The organism is Agrobacterium sp. CNPSo 3708 (assembly GCF_028674915.1).
In the GTDB taxonomy this organism is placed as follows: Bacteria; Pseudomonadota; Alphaproteobacteria; order Rhizobiales; family Rhizobiaceae; genus Agrobacterium; species Agrobacterium cavarae.
The window spans coordinates 358,777-381,775 of sequence record NZ_JAQZSF010000001.1; the positions used below are offsets into that span (position 1 = coordinate 358,777).

Below are 22,999 nucleotides of genomic sequence, written 5' to 3' on the forward strand. Positions count from 1 at the left end.
CCGATCCGTCTCCAAGTGTTTTCCGTCCCCACCAATGCCGAGACGGCGTGACAATCATTCGGCAGCAAGAAGCTGCTCGACGCGACCAATACCAGCGGCTTCAAAAGCGGCGAAAATCTCCTGCTCGGCCTTCTCACCAAGGTTCTTCAGCGGCTCGCGGATTGTCGCGTGATCCAGAATGCCGCGATGCACGAGACCGAGCTTCAAGGCGACCGTACCTTCCATGTGAGAACCGCGATGGTAGACGGCGCGCGTTACCGGTAGCAGCCGCTCGAAAATCTGGCGGGCCTTCGGATAATCCTGTGCTTTACCAGCCTTGATCAGATCGACCAGGAGTTCCGGCGCTATGTTGCCATAACCGACGAGAAGACCGTCGACATCGAACATGGTCGGAAGCAGCCATTCGTCATGGCAGCTCAAAACCTGCAAGTTCGGATTGGCCTTCTTGAGTTCAGGAATTTCGACATACCAGCGCTTCATATTGCGCACGCCGTTCTTCGTGGCGACAACGCCCGGCTGGGTGGCAATGGCCAGCTGCGTATCGAGATCGTAAGAGGCTTTCGTCACATCTGGATATTGGAAGAGGATTTCCTGAAGACCGGATTCCTCCCAGATCGCCTTGTAGCGATCCTGCGGAGCGCCCTTCTGGAAGCCAAAACGCAGCCAACCGTGGTTGGGATAGACGAGTGCGCCGGTAGCACCGGCAGCCCTGCACTTCTTGGCTTCTGCTGCGGCAACACGTGTGCCCTCACCGGTAATACCCGCGATGATCGGGATTTCCCCATCAACAGCGTCGACATAAACACGGATGAGTTCGAGACGTTCGTCTTCCGTCAGGAAAGTGCCCTCGCCGGCATGACCGAGAATGACGAGGCTCTTTACGCCGTCCATCGAGGCCAACCACTTGGCGATTTTTGCATTGGCTGCGTAGTCCACTTCGCCATCACGGGTGAAAGCGGTGACGGGTGCCGGGCTCAGGCCACGAAGATCCATGGGTTGCATCTGATTTCTCCTCCTTATCAGCTGCTGTCCTCTATCGATCAGCAGTTGGGATCGTTAATGGGAACGTTCCCGTTATCGATCTTTATTGTTCTGGAGTCAACGGCGTTTTTCGTGCAATGTGATGTTTGAGTGCTCAGCACCAGAGCTGGAATGGAAAAACACACATGGAATCAAGAGAGCGTTCGCGTCAGCCGCGAGTAACGGTTCACAGTGTGGCGGCTGCTGCAGGCGTATCGAAATCGACCGTATCGCGCATTCTGGACGAACGGCTTCCGCGGTCCGACAGCGAGACGGCACGGCGCGTACGGAAAATTGCCGCGGAACTGGGCTACGTGAGGGATGTCTCCGCAGCCAGTCTGCGGCGCGGCAATACGATGACGATCGGCGTCATCGTACCTCGGCTCACCGATACGGTGATGGCGATGCTTTATGAGGCAATCGTCAAAGCCTGTGCCCGCACCGGTCGTTTCGCCATCGTGGCGACGACGGAAGATAATCCGGAGGCGGATCGCGTGGCCGCGGAATCGCTGCTCAACCGCGGTGTCGACGGGCTTATTCTTTCAACGGCACGGGACGACGACACCTTCCCGGATGAACTTAACGAGCGTGGCGTACCCTATGTGCTGGCGTTGCGAACGGATCATCATAGCCTCTCAGCCGTTGGCGATGATCGCCTGGGTGGATATCTGGCGACACGCCATTTGCTTGATCTCGGACATCAACGGATCGGCGTGATTGCCGGACCGGGTTACGCCTCCAGCGCCACCGGACGTGTCGAAGGATATAAACAGGCGCTTGCCGAGGCATCCATTTCGGTCGATCCCGCACTCATTGTCCCATCGACATTCGGCATCCAGTCAGGCGCCGAAGCGGTGCAGACACTCATGGCGCTCGACTGTCGACCCACAGCGATTTTTGCCGTCAATGACAATACGGCGATCGGCGCGCTCTCTGCGCTGAACAAGATGGGTCTATCCGTTCCCGACGACATTTCGCTCATCGGCTATAACGACATTCCCATCGTTAGCCATCTTTCGACGCCTCTGACGACATTGCGCGTTCCCTTCGACCAGATTGCGTCGCACGCTTTGGAATTGCTCACTCAAACCACCGCCCCGCGCGAAAACCGTATTTTGGTATCCGCCCCGACCCTTATCCCGCGAAAATCGACTGCGAGATTTTTGGGAGCATCCAACATAACGCGATGATCTCGGTTCTCCAGTGAGCTTCAAGCGTCATCGAGTTCGGGCGGTAGTCCGGCATGACTTTAGTGAACATGCTGGCCCATGGCACAGGCCGGGGAAGATTCCCCCGGCTTGCGATGTCAGTTTTGGCTTTCCTCACGCCATGCTGGCCTCAGGCTGTGACCTCACACCGACCATGATGCCAATTGCGGCGAGTGCGAGAATGAGTCCGCTGGTGCCGAAGACGCTGATTGCGCCGCTGAGATCGAAGATGATGCCGCCAACTGCCGCACCCATGGCAATGGCGAATTGGATGGAGGCGACGAGGAGGCCGCCAGCGCTTTCCGCTTCATCCGGGATGGTGCGCGCCAGCCAAGTGGACCAGGCGACCGGTACGGCGCCGAAGAGGAAGCCCCAGAAGGCGACGAGCACTGCGGCAAGCGGCAGAGGCGGCGCTGTCGTTACCAGGAGCACTGCAATCAACGCCATGAAAAGGGGAAGTGCTGCCAGCGACATTTTCAGGCTGCGGCTGATCAGCGATCCGGCAACGAGGGTGCCGACGAAGTTGGCCAATCCGAAGCCCAGCAGCAGGGCGGAAACCATGCCGATGCCCGCACCGATATCCGCTTCCAGATAGGGACGCAGATAGGTGAAGAAGGCAAAATGGCCGCCGAAAACCAGTGTTGCCGCAACAAGACCGAGCGCAATACCAGGTCTCTTCAGCACAGTGCCAAGCGTCTTGATGCTGCTGGTACCTGTCGGCGCAAGCTTCGGCAGGGTGACAAACTGCGCGAACAAAGCGGCCACGCCGAGCAGCGCCGTCAGAACGAAGACGAAGCGCCAGCCAGCAAGTTCACCCACATAGCTGCCAACGGGTGCCGCGACGATGGTTGCACCGGAAACACCGCTGAAGATCATCGAAAGCGCGCGTGGCACGCTGGCCGCAGGGACCAACCGGATGACGATCGCGGTGGACATTGCCCAGAAGCCACCGAGCGCCACGCCAAGCAGCAAGCGTCCGATCAGGAGTACGCTCAGGCCGGGAGCCGCGGCGACCATCAGGTTGGAGATAACGAGGAGGCCTGAGAAGATCATCATCAGGTGACGGCGATCGATATTGCGCGCGAGGGAAGTGATCAACAGGCTCGCCACCATGCCGACAACGGCGGTGACAGTGACCGCCTGACCGGCTGCACCTTCGGTGATGCCGAGGTCTGCGGCAATGGGCGTGAGGAGGCTTGCTGGCAGAAACTCTGCGGTGACCAGCCCGAAGACGCCAAGCGCCATGGATATGACGGCGCCCCATGCGGGCGCCTCGGGGCCGTCCGCGGCGGGCAGGGAGTTAGGTGTCGGGTTCATCTGTATGTCCTTTGGGAGGAGAGGATGGCAAAGCATAGACTCGACTTTCCGGACGATCCATGCCATAAAATCCGCCATGCTTGATCATACGTCCGGAAATCAGCCCTTACCTGATCTCATCAGCGAGTTGTTGATGGGCATGCGGCTTGTGGGCCTCGATTATCGCCGCATCGAAGCCTCCGCTCCCTTCGGGTTTTCCTTTGGAGAGGTGGAAGGTCGCGCGCAGTTTCATTTCGTGGCTTGCGGCCCGGTCTATCTTCGCACCTCCTCCGGTACGCTTCACAAGATGAATGCGGGCGATGCGGTTTTGTTGCCGCGGGGTGGCCCCCATGCGCTGCTTTCCGATCCTGACATTGCCTGCAAGAACATCCGTTCACTGGATGCCGCGCCGCTCTGCAACTCCGTCAGCGCCATCAAGACCTGTGAACCCGATGTGCCCAGCGAAGAGCGCGTGCTGGTATTCAGCGGCTGCATGGAGTTCGATCTTGGGGCCATGCACCCGATTACCGGACTGATGCCCGAAGTGATGTTCGTCAACACGCTCACCGCGCGCTATCCCGAACTCCTTCCCATGCTGGAAGCGATGGAGCGGGAAACGCGTCAGGCGCGGGCTGGCTTCGCCGGCATCCTAGCACGGCTTGCCGATGTGGTCGCCGCCTTCATTGTGCGCGCCTGGGTGGAATGCGGCTGTGGCGATTCCTCCGGCTGGGTCGCCGCGCTTCGCGACCCTCGTTTGGGGCGCGTGATCCTCGCCATTCACAACAACCCAGGTCACGACTGGACGCTGGCCGAACTGGCCGGCGTGATGGGCGCATCGCGCTCCGTCTTTGCCGAGCGTTTTCTGGAGGTGACCGGCATGACGCCGGTGCGCTACCTCACCGAGTTGCGTATGCGCCTTGCCATGCAATGGATCGGCAAGGAGAGGATGCCGATCGAAACGGCGGCGGTGAAGCTCGGCTATGGTTCCCAGGCCGCCTTCAGCCGCGCCTTCAAGCGCATCGTCGGCCATCCGCCGAGCGCTCTTTCATCGTCGATCAGTCACCACGCGTAAACGTCCAAAAGGAAGCCCGCCGACTGCGCTGCAGGGCGGGCTTTTTATCAAGCTTACGAGCGGACCTATTCCGCGGGCGTCGCTGCCGGATCGAGCGCGTCGATGCCTTCGTGGCGATCGTAGGCCGCCTGATCGAGGATGCCTTGACGCTTGGCAACAATCGTCGGGATCAACGCCTGACCGGCAACATTGACGGCGGTACGGCCCATATCGAGGATCGGATCGACCGCCAGCAGCAGGCCAACACCCTGCAACGGCAGGCCAAGCGTGGAGAGGGTCAGCGTCAGCATGACAGTCGCCCCGGTCAGACCCGCCGTTGCGGCCGAGCCGAGCACGGAAACGAAGACGATCAGTACATATTCCTGAATGCCGAGCGGCAGGCCATAGAACTGGGCGACGAAGATGGCGGAGATCGCCGGATAGATCGCAGCACAGCCATCCATCTTGGTTGTCGCGCCAAGCGGAACGGCAAAGGCGGAATACTCCCGCGGCACACCGAGATTGCGCTCCGTCACCTGTTCCGTCACCGGCAACGTGCCGATGGACGAGCGGGAGACGAAGGCAAGCTGGATCGCCGGCCATGCGCCTGCAAAGAAGCGCACCGGGTTCAGGCCGTTTGCTGCCAGGATCACCGGGTAGACGACGAAGAGAACAATCGCGAGGCCGATATAGATTGCGGCGGAGAACCAACCGAGCGAAGCCAGGGCTTCCCAGCCGTAAACTGCGACCGCATTGCCGAGCAGACCGATCGTCCCGATCGGAGTCAGGCGAATGACCCACCAGAGCATCTTGCGAGTAATGGCGAGCAGCGACCGATTGAAGGAAAGGAAGGCTTCTGCCTTCTCACCCACCTGAAGTGCTGCAATGCCAACCGCAATCGAGACGACCAGGATCTGCAGAACGTTGAAGTTCAGCGCCGTGGTGGCACCCGTCTGGGTGACCTTGGTTGAAGCCTGTAGGCCGAGAACGTTGGAAGGGATGAGACCTTTAAGGAAATCAAGCCACGAGCCGGTGGTGGACGGTGCCGCAGCCGCAGCGGCCTCCACGCCGGTGTTGAGACCGGGCTGGATGAGAAGGCCAAGCGTGATGCCGATCAGCACCGCGATCAGTGCCGTGATGGCGAACCAGAGCAACGTCTGCCAGACCAGCCGCGCTGCATTGTTCAACTCTCGCAGATTGGCGATGCTGGCCACGATGGCGGTGAAGATCAGGAGGGGAACAAGGGCGCGCAGAAGCTGCACGAAGATGGAACCAACCGTGGAAAGCGCCTGGACCAGCCAGTTAGGGCCAGCCTCCGTCGGACCCATTTCCCGGGCGACGTAGCCGAGGACGAGACCCACCACCATGGCGGCGAAAACCTGGAAACCGAAGGACGCATAGAACGGCTTCTGCGCCCGTGGTGAGGAAGATGAAGCAGACATGTTTTGAATTCCGTGAAAGCGAGAATGCTAGAGCATCTAACGCGCGAAGGAAAGGATTGCTCCTATATTCAGCACGATGCACAGAATTTCAACGAATTGGATTTTCTGTGGCCGCTTATATGGGGAATTTTGTTTCGTCTCACGTTCCTTGAGGCTGGCTTCTGAAGAGCCGGGAGAAGAAAGCTCGATCCGATATGGATGCCAGCACAAGTGCCAGCGCTGCTGTCGCGCCAATCGCGAAAACGACACGCCCAATCAAGGTGCTGTAGATATCCGCTCCGAGTGATACCATCAAAAGCGTGTCCTCGATGATGCTGTGAGCGAAGCCCATGAAAACGCAGGAGAGGAATATCTGACGTGGAGCGATGACGCCGGATCGTGCTTCTCGGATCAAAAGCCCCGCACCATAGGAAATGCCCAAGAAAAGGCCGATGGCTGTCAAATGACCTGCCTCGCCTTTGATACCCGCCAGTCGCAGCACAGGTTCTATGCCCTTCATCATGAGGCCAAGGATCCCCGTGATCTTCAACACCTCAAGGCTCCATGACAGGAGAAGCAGGACGACCAGCATCATCAGCATGGTTTCGGCCAGTCCCCAGACATAGACGGACCAGTCTGGTGTGACGGCGCCCGGCACCCATGCCGGAGCGACGGGCGCTGAAAGCCAACCGGTGGCCTGGAAGAGGTGATGGAGAATAAGCGCGTAAACGAAACCGCCGAGGATACGAAGCGTCGTGGTTGCCACCATGCCTGGACCGGCCTTCTGGATGATCTTCTGTTCCAGAGGCAGGCCATGGGCGAAGAGAACGAGAGCGGAGAACACCGTGACATCCGCCGTGGTGAGTTCCGAGACAGGAACAAGCGTGAAGATCAAGGGCACCGCACCCCATATGCCGACGAGCATAGCCGTCAGCCACGCAAGACCCAGTTCTGGAGGGAGGCCAACCGCGTGCATGGCTGGAGAGAAAGCAGGGGCGATGGCTTCGACAAGGCCCAATCGAGACAGGACCTCGGTCAGCACCGAGATCGGGACCGTGATCTTGACCAGCAGCCAATAGATCTCAAGCGTCTCGCGGGATTTTAGCAGTAGGGATTGAAAGAGCGGCATTGGTGTCTCCTTGGGCACCACCATCCTATAGCCCGCGGCCCGCGGCGTTTTTGGTCAAAGATTGCATATTTCTGCAATTTTATTGCATACCGTTCCCGCATGCTTATGATCGTTTCATGGACAAAATCGACCGCACTATTCTCAACCTCATGCAACGCGATGCGTCGCTTACCAATGTGGAGATGGCGGACAAGGTCGGCCTGTCTCCATCCAGTTGCCTGCGACGGGTTCAGCGCCTCACCAAATCCGGGATCATCGACCGCATCGTCGCCATTCTCAATCCGGCAAAGGCCGGGCGCGGCATCAAGGCGCTGGTGTCTGTAGAACTGAAGCTGCATGGCGAACAGCACATGCGCCGCTTTCTCGACCTCGTCAAAGCGGAGGAGGCAATAACGCATGCCTATGCCATTACCGGCGATATGGACGTGATGCTGATGCTGCGTCTCACCGACATGGAGGAGTTCGATACGTTGTGCGACCGGCTGTTCCGCGACCAGACGAATGTCGCGCGCTTCGTGACGATGGTGGTGATCAAGACAGCGAAAGAGGAAACGGCGATCCGGGTTTGACCATGGAAATTGGTCGCACCTTATTCAGCTCTCTTCCCTCGCCGCAAGTTGCCGCTTTTGAAAACCGGTTTTAGACGGTTCGAACCCTGCGCTTCGATAAAATGCATGGATTTCCGGCCTTGTGGAACCTGTCATCAGCATGGCCTTGTAGCAGCCAGCCTGCCAAGCACGAGCCGTTGCAAAGTCCAGAACTCGTCTCCCGATCCCTTGCCTTCTAAAATCGCCATGCGTCACGACATTTTCGATCAGCGCATAGGGCCGGCCACCCCGTGTAAGGTTTGGTATCACCACCAAGACGCATGAGCCAACGAGGACGTTGCCGATCTCACACAGCACGATAACGCTGCCGGGATAGGCAAGAAACTGATCGAATATCGCCTCGGCATCGGGCAAGTCTGGAGATTGGTCGCCCGGTGAAAGATGCTGGTAAAGGTCGAGCAACGCAGGAAGATCGCTCTTTTGCGCAGCTCGGACCAATGTCTCGCCCATTCTATCGGAGGCCTTACAGCCCGATCTCATTCGCCCAAGGCGGATTTGCGCCTGCGCGCGAGACCGTCACGGCAGCCGCCTTTGCGCCAAGGGCCAGCGCCTTGGCGATCTGGTCTTCGGTGAGCGAGGCGACCTGGGGTTTGGTGAGGAGACCCTGCAGCTTCAGCGACGCCAGAATGCCGGCATCGAAGGTATCGCCGGCGCCGACCGTATCGACCACCTCGACCCGTTCGCTCGGCACTTCGACGCGGAGTTGCTTGGTGTAGCCGACAGCGCCTTCCGCGCCGCGGGTGACGACGACGAGCTTTGCGCCGTGGTGCAGCCAGTGGCGGGCGAGCGTATCTTCATCGCCCTTCAGGCCGAACCAGGCCAGGTCCTCATCCGAGAATTTGACGATATCCGACATCGCCGCCATGCGGTTGATGCGGTCCATGTGCTTTTGCTTGTCCTGGATGAAGCCCGGACGGATATTGGGATCGAGCGAGATGACACGCTTTTCATGCTCGCGCACCAGGAGCGCTTCATAGGTGCTGCCGCATGGTTCAGGGATCAGGCTGATCGCGCCAAAATGCATGGCTTCGCACTCGCCACCAATATGCGGCAAATCCTTTTCCGACAGCATGCGGCCTGCCGTACCCTCATCATAGAAGGCGTAGGTCGCGTGGCCATCGACGAGCTTGACGAAGGCAATGGTGGACGGTCGATTGGAGAAGGCGCAGAGGCTGTAATCCACGTCGCTGGCGCGCAGCGTCTCTTTCAGGATTTCGCCCATCATGTCGTCGGCGATACCGGAGAAGAAGGCGGATGGAACGCCAAGACGCCCGAGCGCGATGGCGGTGTTGAAGACCGCGCCGCCTGCATAAGGGGCGAAAGCCGCCTCGCCTTTGGTCGATTCACGCGGCAGCATGTCGATCAGGGCTTCGCCACAACACAGGATCATCCGATTTCCTCCAAATCTAAATCGATTAGATGCTTAACGGCAGCACCTTGTCCCGGTCAATATGCCGGGCAAGGTTCAGCCAAAATTACGATTGCGGCAATTCGCTGACACCGCCATGGCGCGCCGACCACGGCAGCGGGTTGTCGAGGAAGGCTTCCACTTCCGACAGGGTCTTGTCATCGAACAGCTTTTCGGAACGGGCCGCTTCCAGCACGTTGCGCCATGTGCTGAGATAATGCAGCTTTACATTGCCGTTGGCAAAACGCGCCTCGGCCTCGGAAAAGATGCCGTAATAGAAAAGCGCAATACCGTGATCGACAATGCCGCCTGCTGCCCGGATGGCATCGATGAAGGTGAACATGGAGCCGCCCGCGGTGGTCAGGTCCTCGATGACGAGAACGCGCGCGCCCTCCGGCATATTGCCCTCGATCTGCGCATTGCGACCGTGACCCTTCGGCTTCTTGCGGCAGTAGATCATCGGCAGGCCAAGGCGTTCGGCCAGGAAAGCGGCAAAAGGAATGCCTGCGGTTTCGCCACCGGCCACGCAGTCGAACTTCTCGAAACCGGCATCGGCGACGATCTTAGCGGCGGCGAAATCCATGACGGCGGAGCGGATGCGCGGATAGGAGATCAGCTTGCGCATATCGATATAAACCGGGCTCTTCATGCCCGATGCGAAAGTGTAAGGCGCTTCAGAGTTGAAATGGACGGCCTTGATTTCCCACAGCATCTTCGCGACGAGTTCGGCGACCACGGTGGGATCGGTGAAATTGAATTGGGCCATCGGCATCTTCCTCTTTGTGCGTCTCGACATAAACGACCGGGCGAGCCGGCTTGAAATCTACTGGTCGCGGCTGAGCGCAACCGCCGTCATCCTCGCCCTTGAGGCGAGGATCCATCGATCCTCGGCGGGCGGTGGATCCTCGGGTCAAGCCCGAGGATGACGTCGTGGCTTTGTGCCGCCCTCCCTCACTTCTCAAGCGAGGACAAATCAAGCAATCAGGCGACATCCCAATGGAGCGGGAACATCGGATCAAAGACGGTGACGGGTCCAGCACCCGTCTCGATCTTTGCCGGAAATGCCACTGCCTCGTCGCGCTTTACCAAGGTGATCGTCTCTTCATTGGGAGCAAGACCATACCAGGCCGGGCCATTCAGCGAGGCGAAGGCTTCGAGCTTGGCGAGCGCGTTGTCCTGTTCGAACACATGGGCAAGGCAGCTCATCGTATTGATCGAGGTATAGACACCGGCGCAGCCACAGGCGCATTCCTTCAGCGGATCGACATGTGGAGCGGAATCCGTGCCGAGAAAGAAACGGGCATCGCCGGAGGTCGCGGCCGCGCGCAGCGCCAGACGATGCTCCTCACGCTTTGCCACCGGCAGGCAGTAATAATGGGGCTTGATGCCGCCGACCAGAATGGCATTGCGGTTGATGATGAGGTGATGCGTGGTGATGGAGCCAGCAAGGTTCTTCTCCGACTCGCGGATATAGTCCACGCCGTCCCGCGTCGTCACATGCTCCATCGTCACCTTCAGTTCCGGCAGGCGCTTGCGCAATGGTGCAAGGACCGTATCGATGAAGACCTTCTCGCGGTCGAAGATATCGACGTCCGGCGTCGTCACTTCACCATGGACGCAAAGCGGCAGGCCGATCTTTGCCATGCGCTCCAGCACCGGCATGGCCTTGTCCATATCGCGCACGCCGCCGTGCGAATTGGTGGTGGCACCGGCTGGATAGAGCTTCACGGCCGTAATGAGGCCGCTCTTCTTACCCTCTTCCACATCGTCCGGGCTGGTATGCTCGGTGAGATAGAGCGTCATCAGCGGCTCGAAGCGGTCGCCGGCGGGAATGGCCTTGACGATGCGCTCGAGATAGGCGCGCGCATCCGCCGTGGTGACGACAGGCGGCACAAGATTGGGCATGATGATGGCGCGGGCGAAATGGCGGCTGGTATCGCCGATCACGCCTTCCAACATTGCGCCATCGCGCAGGTGCAGGTGCCAGTCATCCGGGCGGCGAAGGGTGATCGTCTGCATTGTCAGCCTCTCAAGCAGGTCCGTGCAAGGTGTCTCGCAGTTTGCGCGTGAAGACCTTGCGAAGAACAATGTATGGGGTGCGGCCCGCTTAGCATCTTTCCATTGAAGAAAACAGCGCCTTGGCGTGACTTCGGGCTACTTTTTCGCCTCGCCGATCGAGCCCGCCTGCGGGCCCCAGACATCGGTCATAGCAAAGCCATCCGCCAGCGGATCGAACGGATCGAGCGCGATCTGGTGCAGACCAAAGGTGAAGCCGCGACCGGTAATGGTGGGAATGACAGCTTGCTTTCCCGCTACCTGGGAGAGCGCGGAGAGACCAACCTCGAACTCCGTGCCGATGATGGAGCGAGACTTGTAGGTGTCACCCACCTTCACCTTGCCGCGCGCGTGCAGCGTCGCCAGATTGGCGGAGTTGCCGGTGCCACAGGGCGAGCGATCTGCTCGACCCGGCCACATGGTGGTGCAGGTGCGGATGGTGCCATCCTCTTCCGTATCGCGGAACATGACATAGGCCACACCGGAGATGGCAGGGATTTCCGGATGCACGACAGGAATATCGCGGTTGACGATATCCTTCAGCACCATCCCGGCGGCCACGAGCTTGGCGGCGTTGGCCTTGTCGATGGTGAGGCCGATCTGACTCACATCCACCAGCGCATAAAAAATGCCTCCATAGGAGATATCCATGCGGATGCGGCCCCAGTCGGGCGTGTCGATCTCGACATCGAGCTCATGCACGAAGGACGGCACCATGGTGAGCTTGACCTTTTCGCAGCGACCGTCCTTGCAGGTGGCGGTGGCCTTGACGAGGCCGGCTGCGGTTTCCAGCATCACGATCGTCTCGGGCTCCTTCATCTCCACCATGCCGCTTTCCAGGAGAGCAGTCGTGGCGCAGATGGAATTGGAGCCGGAGCTTGCATGCGCCTGGTCCGGCTGGAGAATGACGAAGGCAGCATCCGCGTCCGGGTGCTTGGGTGGCAGCAGCAGATTGACGGAGCCGATCGGCGTCCCGCGCGGCTCAAGCGTCAGGAAGCGGCGAAGCTCCTCACCCTTCGGATCGGTGTTCAGCCAGTTCAGTTGCTCGGCAACCGTGGCGCCCGGAATTTTCGGCACGCCACCGGTGGCGACACGACCAATCTCGCCTTCGCAATGGACATCGAGAAGCTGAAGGGTGCGTTTCCAGCGCATGGCGCGTTACTCCGATGGGGAATTTTTCCCCGTCATAGCCGATTAAATACTGTTTGTATATTGGCAGATCAGCGACTGCGGCAGGCCGCGCTGTTGCGATTGGCGCGCAGCGAGCAATCCGTCTGGCTTCGATTTCCGCTATCGAGGAGTTGCGGATCGACAACGCTGGTTGCCGTATCGCCCACCGAGCCAACGGTGTTTTCGACCGAACGACCAAGACGCTCCACCTGCCGCCCGTAATTCTCGCGGGTGCGCGGATCGAAGACGGCAATTGGCGCACTGATTGCGACGCTCGCCGCCGTGCCGACCGTCTGTGCCGCACCGATGCCGACTGCGCCAATGGCTTCGCCAAGACCGACATCGGAGTCGGTCACCGTCTGGCCTGCGATCAACCGATCGCCGATCAGCTTCACGACTTCTGGGCTTTCTGCAAACTTGCCGTGGTTGAGGCGGTCGCCCGATTGCAGCTTGGTCAGATCAAGAACCGTGATGCCGGCCTTTTCCAACTCGCTGCGATAGGGTTCCGCCGCAGGATCGATCTGACCGAGGCGGTCGACATTGCCGGAAATGCGCCGCGATAGGCTGAGTGCCCGGTCGTCCTGCGAGACGAAGAGGGTGAATTTCGGCTTGTCCTTGCCAAGGCTCGCATATTGACGGCCGAAGACATCCACGTCGAGATCGGGTGCCGCCAGGATGACGTTGTTGATCTTCGGCAGAACATGGCCGTTGCGGATTGCCATCTGGCGCAGTGCTTCCACTGCAAGCCATGTGCCCATGGAGTGGGCCATGACGGTGATGTCACTGACCGAGCTATCCTTGGCAAGCCGCGTCAGCATCTCCTCCAGCGCATCGCGCGAGTAGTTGGTGCTTTCCTTGTCGTAATTGTAATCGAAGATGCTGGCGCGCGAGGGCCAGGTGAAGACGACCGGAACGACGTCCGTTCCGGAGTCATGGACGATCTGGGCGAAACGGTAGACCGATTCTTCGTAGCGATTGTTGAAGCCATGGACGAAGACCAAAACACGCCGGTCCTTCGGGCTATGGCGCTTGATCCAACTGCGGGTATCCGCCGCCGAGGTGACGGGCTCCACCGAAATCGTGGTGAAGTCCTTCAACGGATCCGGCGGAAGCTTCTTCGGCCACTGCACCTGGCCAACCTTGCGGTTGGCACCCGGAGGAATGGAGACCGTCACGGCATCCACCTTGAGGCCCGTGCCGCGCTCGCCCCCGAACAGCACCGCCTTGTCCTCTGCTGGTGCGCGTGTCGTCGCCACCAGCAGGCTGACCGGCGTCGTGCCCTGCACCACCTGCCCCGTTGGCGTCATCACCCCGACCGGACGCCCGCCGCAGCTGGCGAGAAAGGCCAACAAGATGACCAAAGCAACAAGCCTTGCGGCCATTCCGATACTCCAGGATAGGGCGAGGCTATTTTCCCAACAGATGCGAGATGCGCCCCGGCGATCAACCCCAGCGGTTATTACAGAAGGACCGCCGATAGACCAGTCATACTGATGTTATCAGAGCTTGCTTTTAGGAGTTGGTGTGGCCCTCACGCCTCTAACGATAGAGCACGTCAAAAGCCGTCGAGACATCAACGCCTCCACGGGTCTTGTCGCAAGCGCCTGCATTTCATCTGGAGCGCTTGCGCGGCGGAACTCAAAGATGCAGCGTCAATGGCGGAATTTGTGGCGCTTTCTCGACCAGCAGCAATCCACGCCCGAATTTGATCGACGCAATCGACTTTGCCAGCGCGATGACCTCATATTGAGTTCTGGACCCTGGAATTTGGACCGAAAAGTCGTTGTAGGTGTAGTCTTCGAAAATGCTGTTCTGGATATCGATCAACATCTTGAAGAATTCCACAGTCGTGACGGACGCATCCCTGAAGGCATCTGTGTGCCCCCAATACATGCACTCCAGATCTTCAACGAAATAAATGCCTGTCTCCTTCAGACCCTTGTCAAACAGACCATTAAACGAGGCGATCTGGTGAGATGCAACATGGCTGCCATCATCGATGATGATGTCGAATGGGCCATATTTATCAACAACGGATTGCAGGAAGGCCGGGTCGCTCTGATCGCCGATTTCCACGTGGATATCGTGTTCAGGAGCATTAAAAGCAGTGCAGCTTTCATCGATGTCGATACCGACGATGGTTGCTCCGTCGCCAAAGAAGCGGCGCCAGAGTTGAAGCGAGGCTCCGCGATAGACGCCGATTTCCAGAACGCGCGGGCTCTTGCCGTGATAGCGTCCGAACTCGCGGTCATAAACCTGAAAGTAACCCAGCCATTTGTGCCCACCGGGAATGGTTGCCCAAACCTGACCTGAGACAGTGTTATCGATGCTGGGAAATGGCGGTACCTTGTTGCTCTCCCACGACACCTTCTCGCGCATCGCTTCCGGCAAAAGATTGTAGATCGTCTTGAATGGCATGTATGATCCTACATGTTCGAACAGTGAACGGAAAACGGGCGTTAACGCGCGGCGTAAGCTGCTTTAAAGGCGTTGCCCTGCATCAGATTGGTCTTCTGCTCCGCTGCCAGAGCAGCAAGTTTCGGGCTCCAGCCGGGTAGAAGGTCAACGATCGCCGCGCCGGCTTGCCGCAAGACCTCGAGCGACGGCACATTCTGAGGCGGATTGATCCGATCAAGATTGTGCATGAAATGCTGGAAGGTATTCCTCATCTCGACGATCATCGTTTTGACGACGTCGCTGAACTCGTTTTCCTGCAACAGGATCGTCAGACGATAATTGTCTGAGATCGTGAAAACGGTGGATCCGTCCAGCGACGCATTCAACGCCTCGAAGAACACACGATGGCTGCCGAAGTCCCGAAGGATGAACGTCTCAGGCAGGGTCTCCACGATTTCGGCGCTGCGCGGTTCCCCCAGAAGGATGCAAGGCGTTATGGTGGCGCGACGGTCCATCCGATCGATGATCGTTCCCAGCGATCTTCCCGTGCCGACAAAATCGACGAGAAGGTTGCGAAGACCCAGCTTGTTTTGCAGATAGGCCTCGTATTCGGGAGATTCCGTGTAGCACACCGCTCGCGAGATGCGGATATATTCCGAGGGCGGCATATTCGCGCGGGCAAAATGGCGAGATGCGAGCATCTCCTGCCACAGATTACAGTCGCGCGCCGCCATCAATATCTTGTCGACACCCCGTTCTTCGGCGCAGGCCTTGATCCAGAAGGAGGCGAGGATCATCAACGGGATGTTGATCGAGGCCTGAGCCCGCTGTGCATGGCGGATATTGATGTTTCTGTGGAACGAGCGAAGACGCGTCTCACGGACAGCGTGCGCATAGTCACTGAGTCCAATCGCATGCAGAATTTGCTCGCTCGGGTCCCATTTGGAAATGTTGACGAGCATCACGTCTATGCCGAAGGACGACGGGCTGATGATATCGGCCTGGATATTGTCCCCGAAATGGGTGCGCAGATTGTGCTGGCCGAGGATTTCCGGCCAGATCAAGCGATGATGCTTGCCGTAGTTGCTCAGATAGAGCTTGTTCTCCAAGCCGCATTTTTCACGCAGCACGCGCTCGATAAAGGGTCGTGGCAGGTACATGTCGGAGATGACGATGTCGTTCTCAGCGACGCGGGCGACGACGTCGCCGATGGGGAAGAGATGCTCCCACTCCTCCTCCAACTCCATCCACTTCAGAACGGCCGCCTGCTTTTCGCTGATGAACCCTTCAGAGATCATGATCAGGTAGATATCGTCGATGCCATAGGTCCGACGCCCGAAGATGCTCATCTCCGTCCTGTGGCGCATGTCGGCAAAGCCGGCAACGGCAGACTTGCGCTCGACGATGCGGAAAATCTCAAGCGGATCGGAACAGCGCCTGGCGACCAGCGTGTCGAAAAGATCGAAGCTCTGGATTTTGGTATGACTATCGGAAGAGTTCTCTTCCAGTACGTGGAAATTGGCCGTCTCTACATATCCCAGCGCTGGGTTATGGAAGTACCCACCCAGACGTATCGCCTCACCCGGCCCCGACAAAAGAGACATCTGGCAGGTGATCCTCCCGTCCTGATCGAACAGGTTGAGGAAACTTCCGTCTATTTCCCAATGCGCCTCATTGGCATGACTGTAACCAATCAGAAATCCGTTTTTATGAAATACAAAATCTTCACTGATGATGCCATTTTGAGGCTCGACTTTGAACGTGAACGTTCGCGACAGCAATTGATCAGCATCAATGGAAATGGGAGCTGTTTTCTCTGATACGTTAAGCATTCGATGTCCCATCATTAGACTATCTAATGGTCGTAGTGCCAAAAGCTTGCCTCAGACTAACCACATGGGCGGTGGGAAAAGCGGGGGAACAGTTTTTGAAAAGGCTAACAAGTCCGATCGATCAGTCTTCTTCCTCGGCATCAATGACTTTGTATGTCGCGCCAGAGGTATCTTTCTGGGTGATTTCATCGATGAGGTACTTCGCAAACATCGCCCCTCCCCCAAGAACCATCCATAGTGGAACCCTTATGGCTCCTCCGAGGGCTGCTATTCCTGCGTTGGCGCCACCAAATAAGGTGATCCCCACTGCTGCTGCACCCATCCCTAGTCGCTGTGCAACAGAGCGATTATCCCAACCATATTTCTTTGATTGCTTGGCTATTATCTTTAGGGCAGGCAACACTACCTTGCTTTTCGCCGTCAAGATCAGGGCCTTCTTGGCCTTCACCGGAGCAGGGATTGGTTCCCCTCTTATTTCTAAGAGCTTTGCTGCCCATTCCCTTATCTCATCCCCTTCGGATTGACTAACCTGCTTTGCAATCGTCACGGCCAACTGACGTTGTTTATCATTCTCAGTCACTTCAGTTCCTTCTCTGCCGTCGTCAGGAAGACAAGTGTGGAGGCCGTCATATGGAGCATGTAAGCCGTGAGGTAGTCGGGAACTTCTTGGGGAACGGCACCTTGCCCATGACCGCTCAGCTTGTTCCGCCCAGTCGGAATGCTGCTTTCGAGAAGGCTTCTCAGTGACGTCATCTGCTGTTGCCAGAATGGGGGAATAAGACCGTTGGACAGGCATACGTCAATCAATGCCTTGGCTGTGTCGGTCGCCTTATATGTCCAGCCCCTTTTGACGCAGATGGCCTTTAGGGTCGATTCAAACGCCTTTAGGCAATCGTTCAGGGCTTCCTTGTTGTTACCGTGCCTGTAGTGCTCGTAGGCTGACAGGAACTCCTCGTGGGGTCCTGCATAGTCCTTTGTATTCAGGAGCCGGATTGCTGGCTTAACTGCTTCTTTGTGGACGAGTTCCGAATCTATGCGGATGATTTCTCCGTCCACGAACTGGTAGCCGACCCCGTTTTCTTTGAACCGAGCATTCAACTCCTCAATTACGTCGTCGGCATTTTCATCATAGCGTCGATAGCTACAATAATCGAAAGAACGAGTAAGTTTATCAACAGCTCGGATTGAAATTTCAACAACATCGAGGCAGCGCTCGATATTTTCTTCAATTTCAAAAAATTGAAACAGCTCTTTATCGGGATCAATTTCCCTATATTCATTTCCAGCCAGCCGGTGAACTCCATACTCCTTGCGTAAAGTATTCACAATTAACGAAAATGTATTATGTGTACGGCCTGCATATAGATCGCCACTAGATCGCCACGTGGATTGAGACCCTGCTTTATTAGGTACTCAATCTGAACTCTTAAGGTTTTAGGGAGCTCATCATAGGCGTAGACGTCCGGCACTTCGCCCCTAATTCGCTTTTGACGCTTCGAATAAAGATCAAATACCGCCATAGCCATCCGCCGACATAGAATCGCAGAGGATATATTAGCTCACTTAAATTCAAGCGTAAGACGGCATCTCTACCATCTCCCGAAAATCAGGAACTTTTCTGAGAAAATCTTGAGTGTAATAGACTACCGGACCAGTCATCCGGTTCACACTGCTACCGGCTACCCTCGGGGTCCCCACGAGCCAGAGAACCTATCGTTCATAGCGACAGGAGATTCTTAAGAACTTCGCTCGGCCATTCAAGCGGACTAAAGGATCTGCCACGCTCAAAGGGACTGTCATTACAAGGCTATCACATTTCCTGCTCACCATCACGAACAGAAAAATCCACAAGATACTAACGCACTGTAACAGGGGTAAAAAATGGCGCACCCGAAGAGATTCGAACTCCTGACCCCCAGATTCGTAGTCTGGTGCTCTATCCAGCTGAGCTACGGGTGCGTGCCGCAGAAGCTGTTCTGCTGGCGTGGCGATCCTCTAAAACGTCCTACCTTCGAATGCAAGCGATTTTGTTTTTAAATCGTCATTTTCCTGCAATGAATTTTACAGTTCTTTGAAAATAAAGGGTTTTTCGACAATACCGATTTCGGCTTCAAATTCGCGATAAAAAAGGGATGGCGTCTTGGCGCCTTCGAGAGGAACCACGAACGGCAAAAAACTAGGTCGTGGCGGCCGTCGATCCGGGCTGTGGGCGGTCAGGAATCTCGATGCGGAATTGGGTGCCACGATCGGCCTTTTCGACAAGGGCAATCGTTCCTCGGTGGGACAGCACAAGCTCGCGGGCGATGGCGAGGCCGAGGCCGGTTCCGCCGGAGCGTGCGGAGCCACGGAAGGCGGAGAACAGGTTTTCGCGCGCCTTCTGCGGCATGCCGGGGCCGTTATCGTCGATGACGATGCTGACGATATCGTCGTTGCGCTGGGCGGCGATTGTCAGGCGCTTCGTGGGGTAATCGGACCCGCTTGCCTGCTGCAGCGCCTGCACGCTGTTTTTACAGAGATTGTAGAGAACCCGGAACAGTTGCTCGCTATCGGCATCGATCGTCAGGCTATCCGGGATGCTATCGACGAACTCAATCCCGCTCTCCGGTTCGATGGCGAGGATGTCCTTTACATCCTGGACCACTTCGCCAAGCTCGATCATGCGGCGTCTTGGCGCGCCTTCGGTTGCCTGGCCATAGGCAAGCACTTCGCTTGTGTAACCGACGGCGCGATCGATGGTTCTCAGAAGCTTTGGCGCGAAGCTGCGCACCATCGGATCTTCCACATCGACCAGCCTGTCCGACATGAGTTGGGCGGACGCCAGAATGTTGCGCATGTCATGGTTGATCTTGGAGACGGCCAGCCCCAGATCGGCGAGGTTCTTCTGCTGTCGCAGCGTCTTTTGCAATTGCACCTGCATATCGGCAAGATGGCGTCCGGCAACCGCCAACTCATCGGTCCCCTCTTCCGGCTTGAATAGGCTCGCAGGATCGTCCGGTCGCTCCGAGAAGGTCTGCATGCCAACAGTCAGGCGCCGGATCGGGCGGATCAGGATGCGGTTGATGGAGACGAAGATCAGGCTTGCGGTGATCAGCGACAGCGCCACCGAAATCATCAACACGTTGCGGGCATAGGCGATCATCGCGGCGCGCAGCTTGTTCTCGCTCATCACGATTTCGATGATCATGTTGCTGTCGCCGATCACATCGAAGACACGGATGACGCGGTTCTGGCCGAAGAGCAGGACCGAGAAGGCATCGCGCACCGCTTGCAGTTGCGAGACGTCCGACAGGTCGTATTGATCGTCGACACTCGGCGGCACCTCGGTGGCGGCGAGAAGCGTGGACGTGCCATCCTTCTTCAGTGCAATGAGCTTTGCGCCGGTCGCAAGCAGCGTATCGTTCTGCACGCTGCGGGGAAGTTCTGTCTGAAGACCGTCGATCACCACGCCCGCAGCAGCGGCGGTGTTCAACCTGTCGCGCAGCCAGGCAAGGCGCATATTGGCGACGGAGGGCACGAAGATCAGAATTTCGGCGATCATGACGAAAATGATCGTCAACAGAAGCAGGCGTCCGGACAGCCCTTGGGTCAGGCCAGGCATCTCGCGCAAGGGGCGGCTCGTGGCCTCATCCTCCCGCTCGCCATTCATCCGGTTTCTGAGTGCTGAAAACACCAGGGCTTTTCCTGTTGGTCTGCCGGCCAGCGGTCAGAAGCCTTGGCGGCGTCCAATTCGGCAAACAGCGTCATTTCGAGATATCATAAGGATTCGAAGCGAAATTTCAAACGGATGCAAGGCGGATACACAATTCGATGGGCAAAACGGAAAACGCCGCCCTGAAGGCGGCGCTCGGCTTAGGCATAAACGAAGCGGTGATCAGAACTCCTGCCACTCGTCCTTGCTCGGTGCAACTGCGGCGGAGCTGCTGAAAGCGCGTGCCACCGTGCCCATCATTCTGCGCGCCGGAGAGCCCACTGGCGTAGAGGACGGTCGGGCTGGAGCCGCAAATCTTTGAGCCTGCGAAGCCTCGTTCCCAAGGCGGAAGCGGCCGACCAGCGAGACCAGCGTTGCCGCTTCGCCGCTGAGCTTATGAGTTGCAGCAGAGGTTTCCTCCACCATGGCGGCATTCCGCTGGGTCACCTGATCCATCTGGTTGATGGCCGTGTTGACCTCCTGCAGACCTGTCGCCTGCTCCTGCGCCGCTGTGGCGATGGAATGGATGTGGTCGTTGATGCTTAGGATGCGCGTCTCGATGTCTTCGAGTGCTGCACCCGTCTGGCGAACGAGCGTCACGCCACTGCCGACCTCTTCTCCGGACTTGGTGATGAGCGCCTTGATATCCTTTGCGGCGTTGGCGGAGCGCTGCGCGAGTTCGCGCACTTCCTGTGCAACGACTGCGAAGCCCTTGCCTGCTTCACCTGCACGCGCGGCTTCGACACCTGCGTTCAGAGCCAGGAGGTTTGTCTGGAATGCAATCTCATCGATGACGTTGATGATCTGGCTGATTTCGCGCGATGCCTGCTCGATCCGGCCCATAGCGGTGACCGCGTCGCGAACCACTTTGGCGGAATGGGCCGTCTTTTCCTTGGTCTCCGACACCATTGCGCTTGCTTCCTGGGCGCGCGCGGTGGAGTTCTTCACAACGGCGGTGATCTCATCAAGGGCCGCAGAAGTCTCTTCCAGGGCTGCCGCCTGCTGCTCGGTGCGTTTCGACAGATCGTCAGCCGCTGAGCGCAACTCATTGGCATTGCCATTGATGCCTTCTGTGCTTTCTTGAACTTCCGCCATTGTCGCTTTCAACTTGGCCATCGTGTCGTTGATGTTGGCCTGAAGCTCGGCGAAGACGCCTTGGAAGTTGCCGTTCATGGCGCGCGTCAGATCACCCTGCGCGAGGTCGGCCATAACGCGACCCGCCTCGGAGACGCCGCTATCGACGCTGCCGAGAAGATCGTTGATGGTCTTTGCAAAACGGTTGAGGTTGTCGTCACCATAATCCTTGGTGATGCGGCGGCTGAAGTCACCTTGTGCCGCTGCACCCACCACATCCGCCATACCCGCCTGTAGATCGTCGCTCTTGGTACGCATGGCGGCTTCCTGCGCATTCATACGCCGCACCTCCAGGCCATTACGCTTGAAGATTTCGACTGCGGCCGCCATCTCGCCGATCTCATCCTTACGGTCGAGATAGGGGATTGTGGCCTCCAGGTTGCCGTCGGCGACAGACTTCATTACTTCTGAGACGTTTAGGATCGGCGCACTCAATTGCCTGGAGCCGACATAAAGGCCGATGATGGTTCCGGCTCCGACACCGGTGACGGTGACAAGGGCGACGACCAGGAAGATAAACTGGCCGAAGGCGTCGATCTCCGACTTGATCGCATCGAGATCTTTAAGATCGCCCTTCACAACTGCGTCGATTTCGCCCTGATAGGCCTTGCGGTTTTCTCGGTTGGCTTCGTTGTTGCCCTGGACGCTCGCTTCCTGAGGGCCAACTTCGCGGCCAAGGCGGGCGGTCTCGGTGCGGAAGGCGCGAAACTCAGCAAAGCGCTTTTCGATGTTATCGAAGGCAGCGGCCTGATGGGCCGGAACCCGCGGCTTCCATTCCTTAAGAAGTGCGGACATGGCATCGAGGTTGGTGATGATGCCCTCGGCGAACTTTCCCGCCGCCGCCATGTCCTTTGCCGCGTACACGCCACGGGCTTCCATAACGACAGCGGTCACCAGCCTGTTGAGAGTTTCGCCGTAACGAGCACGATCTGCAACGGCATCGAGAGCGACGGTGTGTGCCTGATATTTGTTGATGGCGTAGATTGAAAGGCCACCAATACTACAGGCCACAAGGCTCAAAAAGCCAACGAGTAGATTGATCTTGCTTCGAATTTTCACTGCGAACTCCCCGTATTCCAGATCCCCCACGACCGGAGAGCGAGGCTCCCAGCCGTCTGGTCACGACAACGTTATTGAAGGTCAATTAAGAAACAATTTCAGATTTTACTTATATTGCAAAATCTTTTGAAAAAGCCGTCTTGGAAAGATGAGAGAGATCCCTCCAGGAAAAGCCGGGCTTTGAAGGGTTCGCGCGCGTTGAGTGCGTGATGCGGTTCTGCAATTGACTTTGCGGGCCATAAGCCCTTATAAGCCCGCACGTCCGGGCATTTTGTGCAGTCTATGATGGCTTTCCGGGCATTAGTCGAAACGCTCTTGCCCTTAAAGGCAAAGTCAAGAAGGGCCGCACCCCGCGGTATTAAATAAATGTCGAAGCGTACTTTCCAACCGTCCAAGCTTGTTCGCAAGCGCCGTCATGGTTTCCGTGCCCGCATGGCCACAGCTGGCGGCCGCAAGGTTCTTGCAGCTCGCCGCGCTCGCGGTCGCGCACGTCTGTCCGCTTAATCAAGTGGTTGCCCGATGA

At 57.8% G+C, this 22,999-nt stretch carries 19 protein-coding genes, 1 tRNA gene and 1 pseudogene; 4 read left to right on the forward strand and 17 right to left on the reverse strand.

Features of this window, described 5'->3' with window-relative positions:
* Positions 1-54: 54 nt before the first annotated feature.
* Positions 55-1,002 (reverse strand): dihydrodipicolinate synthase family protein, encoded by a 948-nt coding sequence (locus PVA19_RS01645; RefSeq protein WP_162744287.1) that lies wholly within the window; start codon positions 1,000-1,002, stop codon positions 55-57.
* Between the two features lie 164 nt (positions 1,003-1,166).
* On the opposite strand from PVA19_RS01645, the gene PVA19_RS01650 reads away from it, so the two are divergent.
* A complete protein-coding gene (locus tag PVA19_RS01650; protein ID WP_274100953.1) occupies positions 1,167-2,210 on the forward strand; it encodes a LacI family DNA-binding transcriptional regulator in 1,044 nt (347 codons plus the stop codon).
* 132 nt (positions 2,211-2,342) lie between these two features.
* Here the strand turns inward: PVA19_RS01650 and PVA19_RS01655 are convergent, their stop codons facing one another.
* Positions 2,343-3,545, reverse strand: a complete 1,203-nt coding sequence (locus tag PVA19_RS01655) for an MFS transporter (RefSeq protein WP_274100954.1) — start codon at positions 3,543-3,545, stop codon at positions 2,343-2,345.
* A 76-nt stretch (positions 3,546-3,621) separates the two neighbouring features.
* Here PVA19_RS01655 and PVA19_RS01660 point away from each other — a divergent pair, with 76 nt between their 5' ends.
* Entirely contained in the window at positions 3,622-4,596 is a 975-nt protein-coding gene (locus tag PVA19_RS01660) for an AraC family transcriptional regulator (protein WP_274100955.1), read from the forward strand.
* Between the two features lie 65 nt (positions 4,597-4,661).
* Here PVA19_RS01660 and PVA19_RS01665 read toward each other — a convergent pair whose 3' ends face one another.
* Both PVA19_RS01665 and PVA19_RS01670 read right to left on the reverse strand, forming a co-directional pair.
* Positions 4,662-6,017, reverse strand: coding sequence for a dicarboxylate/amino acid:cation symporter (locus PVA19_RS01665; RefSeq protein ID WP_274100956.1), 1,356 nt, complete (start codon positions 6,015-6,017; stop codon positions 4,662-4,664).
* Between the two features lie 139 nt (positions 6,018-6,156).
* Entirely contained in the window at positions 6,157-7,125 is a 969-nt protein-coding gene (locus PVA19_RS01670; protein WP_274100957.1) for a nucleoside recognition domain-containing protein, read from the reverse strand.
* Between the two features lie 116 nt (positions 7,126-7,241).
* On the opposite strand from PVA19_RS01670, the gene PVA19_RS01675 reads away from it, so the two are divergent.
* Positions 7,242-7,694, forward strand: a complete 453-nt coding sequence (locus tag PVA19_RS01675) for an Lrp/AsnC family transcriptional regulator (RefSeq protein WP_113327502.1) — start codon at positions 7,242-7,244, stop codon at positions 7,692-7,694.
* 24 nt (positions 7,695-7,718) lie between these two features.
* Here the strand turns inward: PVA19_RS01675 and PVA19_RS01680 are convergent, their stop codons facing one another.
* The 13 genes and pseudogenes from PVA19_RS01680 to PVA19_RS01740 form a co-directional block, all read right to left on the reverse strand.
* The gene (locus PVA19_RS01680) at positions 7,719-8,183 is read right to left on the reverse strand and encodes a GNAT family N-acetyltransferase (protein ID WP_274100958.1); all 465 of its coding nucleotides are present in this window, start codon (positions 8,181-8,183) and stop codon (positions 7,719-7,721) included.
* Positions 8,184-8,196: 13 nt separating this feature from the next.
* Complete coding sequence (locus tag PVA19_RS01685; protein ID WP_062445690.1) at positions 8,197-9,123, reverse strand: carbohydrate kinase family protein; 927 nt, start codon at positions 9,121-9,123, stop codon at positions 8,197-8,199.
* Positions 9,124-9,208: 85 nt separating this feature from the next.
* Positions 9,209-9,907 carry an orotate phosphoribosyltransferase gene (locus PVA19_RS01690; RefSeq protein ID WP_274100959.1) on the reverse strand — a complete coding sequence of 233 codons (699 nt, stop codon included), beginning with the start codon at positions 9,905-9,907 and terminating at the stop codon, positions 9,209-9,211.
* Between the two features lie 215 nt (positions 9,908-10,122).
* Complete coding sequence (gene pyrC, locus PVA19_RS01695; protein WP_274100960.1) at positions 10,123-11,160, reverse strand: dihydroorotase; 1,038 nt, start codon at positions 11,158-11,160, stop codon at positions 10,123-10,125.
* A 135-nt stretch (positions 11,161-11,295) separates the two neighbouring features.
* Positions 11,296-12,348 carry a 4-hydroxyproline epimerase gene (locus tag PVA19_RS01700; protein WP_274100961.1) on the reverse strand — a complete coding sequence of 351 codons (1,053 nt, stop codon included), beginning with the start codon at positions 12,346-12,348 and terminating at the stop codon, positions 11,296-11,298.
* A 68-nt stretch (positions 12,349-12,416) separates the two neighbouring features.
* On the reverse strand, positions 12,417-13,748 hold the full coding sequence (locus PVA19_RS01705) for an alpha/beta hydrolase (RefSeq protein ID WP_274100962.1): 1,332 nt from the start codon (positions 13,746-13,748) through the stop codon (positions 12,417-12,419).
* Positions 13,749-14,004: 256 nt separating this feature from the next.
* Positions 14,005-14,784 carry a class I SAM-dependent methyltransferase gene (locus PVA19_RS01710; protein WP_062599229.1) on the reverse strand — a complete coding sequence of 260 codons (780 nt, stop codon included), beginning with the start codon at positions 14,782-14,784 and terminating at the stop codon, positions 14,005-14,007.
* 41 nt (positions 14,785-14,825) lie between these two features.
* The gene (locus PVA19_RS01715) at positions 14,826-16,367 is read right to left on the reverse strand and encodes a hypothetical protein (protein WP_274100963.1); all 1,542 of its coding nucleotides are present in this window, start codon (positions 16,365-16,367) and stop codon (positions 14,826-14,828) included.
* Between the two features lie 349 nt (positions 16,368-16,716).
* Entirely contained in the window at positions 16,717-17,175 is a 459-nt protein-coding gene (locus PVA19_RS01720) for a hypothetical protein (protein WP_274100964.1), read from the reverse strand.
* Positions 17,172-17,939, reverse strand: a pseudogene (locus PVA19_RS01725) (STM4504/CBY_0614 family protein); the annotation flags it as partial. The pseudogene PVA19_RS01725 and the gene PVA19_RS01720, both read right to left, overlap by 4 nt.
* Before the next feature lie 538 nt (positions 17,940-18,477).
* A tRNA-Arg gene (locus tag PVA19_RS01730) sits at positions 18,478-18,554 on the reverse strand.
* A 217-nt stretch (positions 18,555-18,771) separates the two neighbouring features.
* A complete protein-coding gene (locus tag PVA19_RS01735) occupies positions 18,772-20,193 on the reverse strand; it encodes a sensor histidine kinase (protein ID WP_274101085.1) in 1,422 nt (473 codons plus the stop codon).
* Positions 20,194-20,466: 273 nt separating this feature from the next.
* Positions 20,467-22,476, reverse strand: a complete 2,010-nt coding sequence (locus PVA19_RS01740; protein WP_274100966.1) for a methyl-accepting chemotaxis protein — start codon at positions 22,474-22,476, stop codon at positions 20,467-20,469.
* A gap of 366 nt (positions 22,477-22,842) precedes the next feature.
* Here PVA19_RS01740 and rpmH point away from each other — a divergent pair, with 366 nt between their 5' ends.
* Positions 22,843-22,980 (forward strand): 50S ribosomal protein L34, encoded by a 138-nt coding sequence (rpmH, locus tag PVA19_RS01745; protein ID WP_010972613.1) that lies wholly within the window; start codon positions 22,843-22,845, stop codon positions 22,978-22,980.
* The last annotated feature ends 19 nt before the right edge of the window (positions 22,981-22,999 follow it).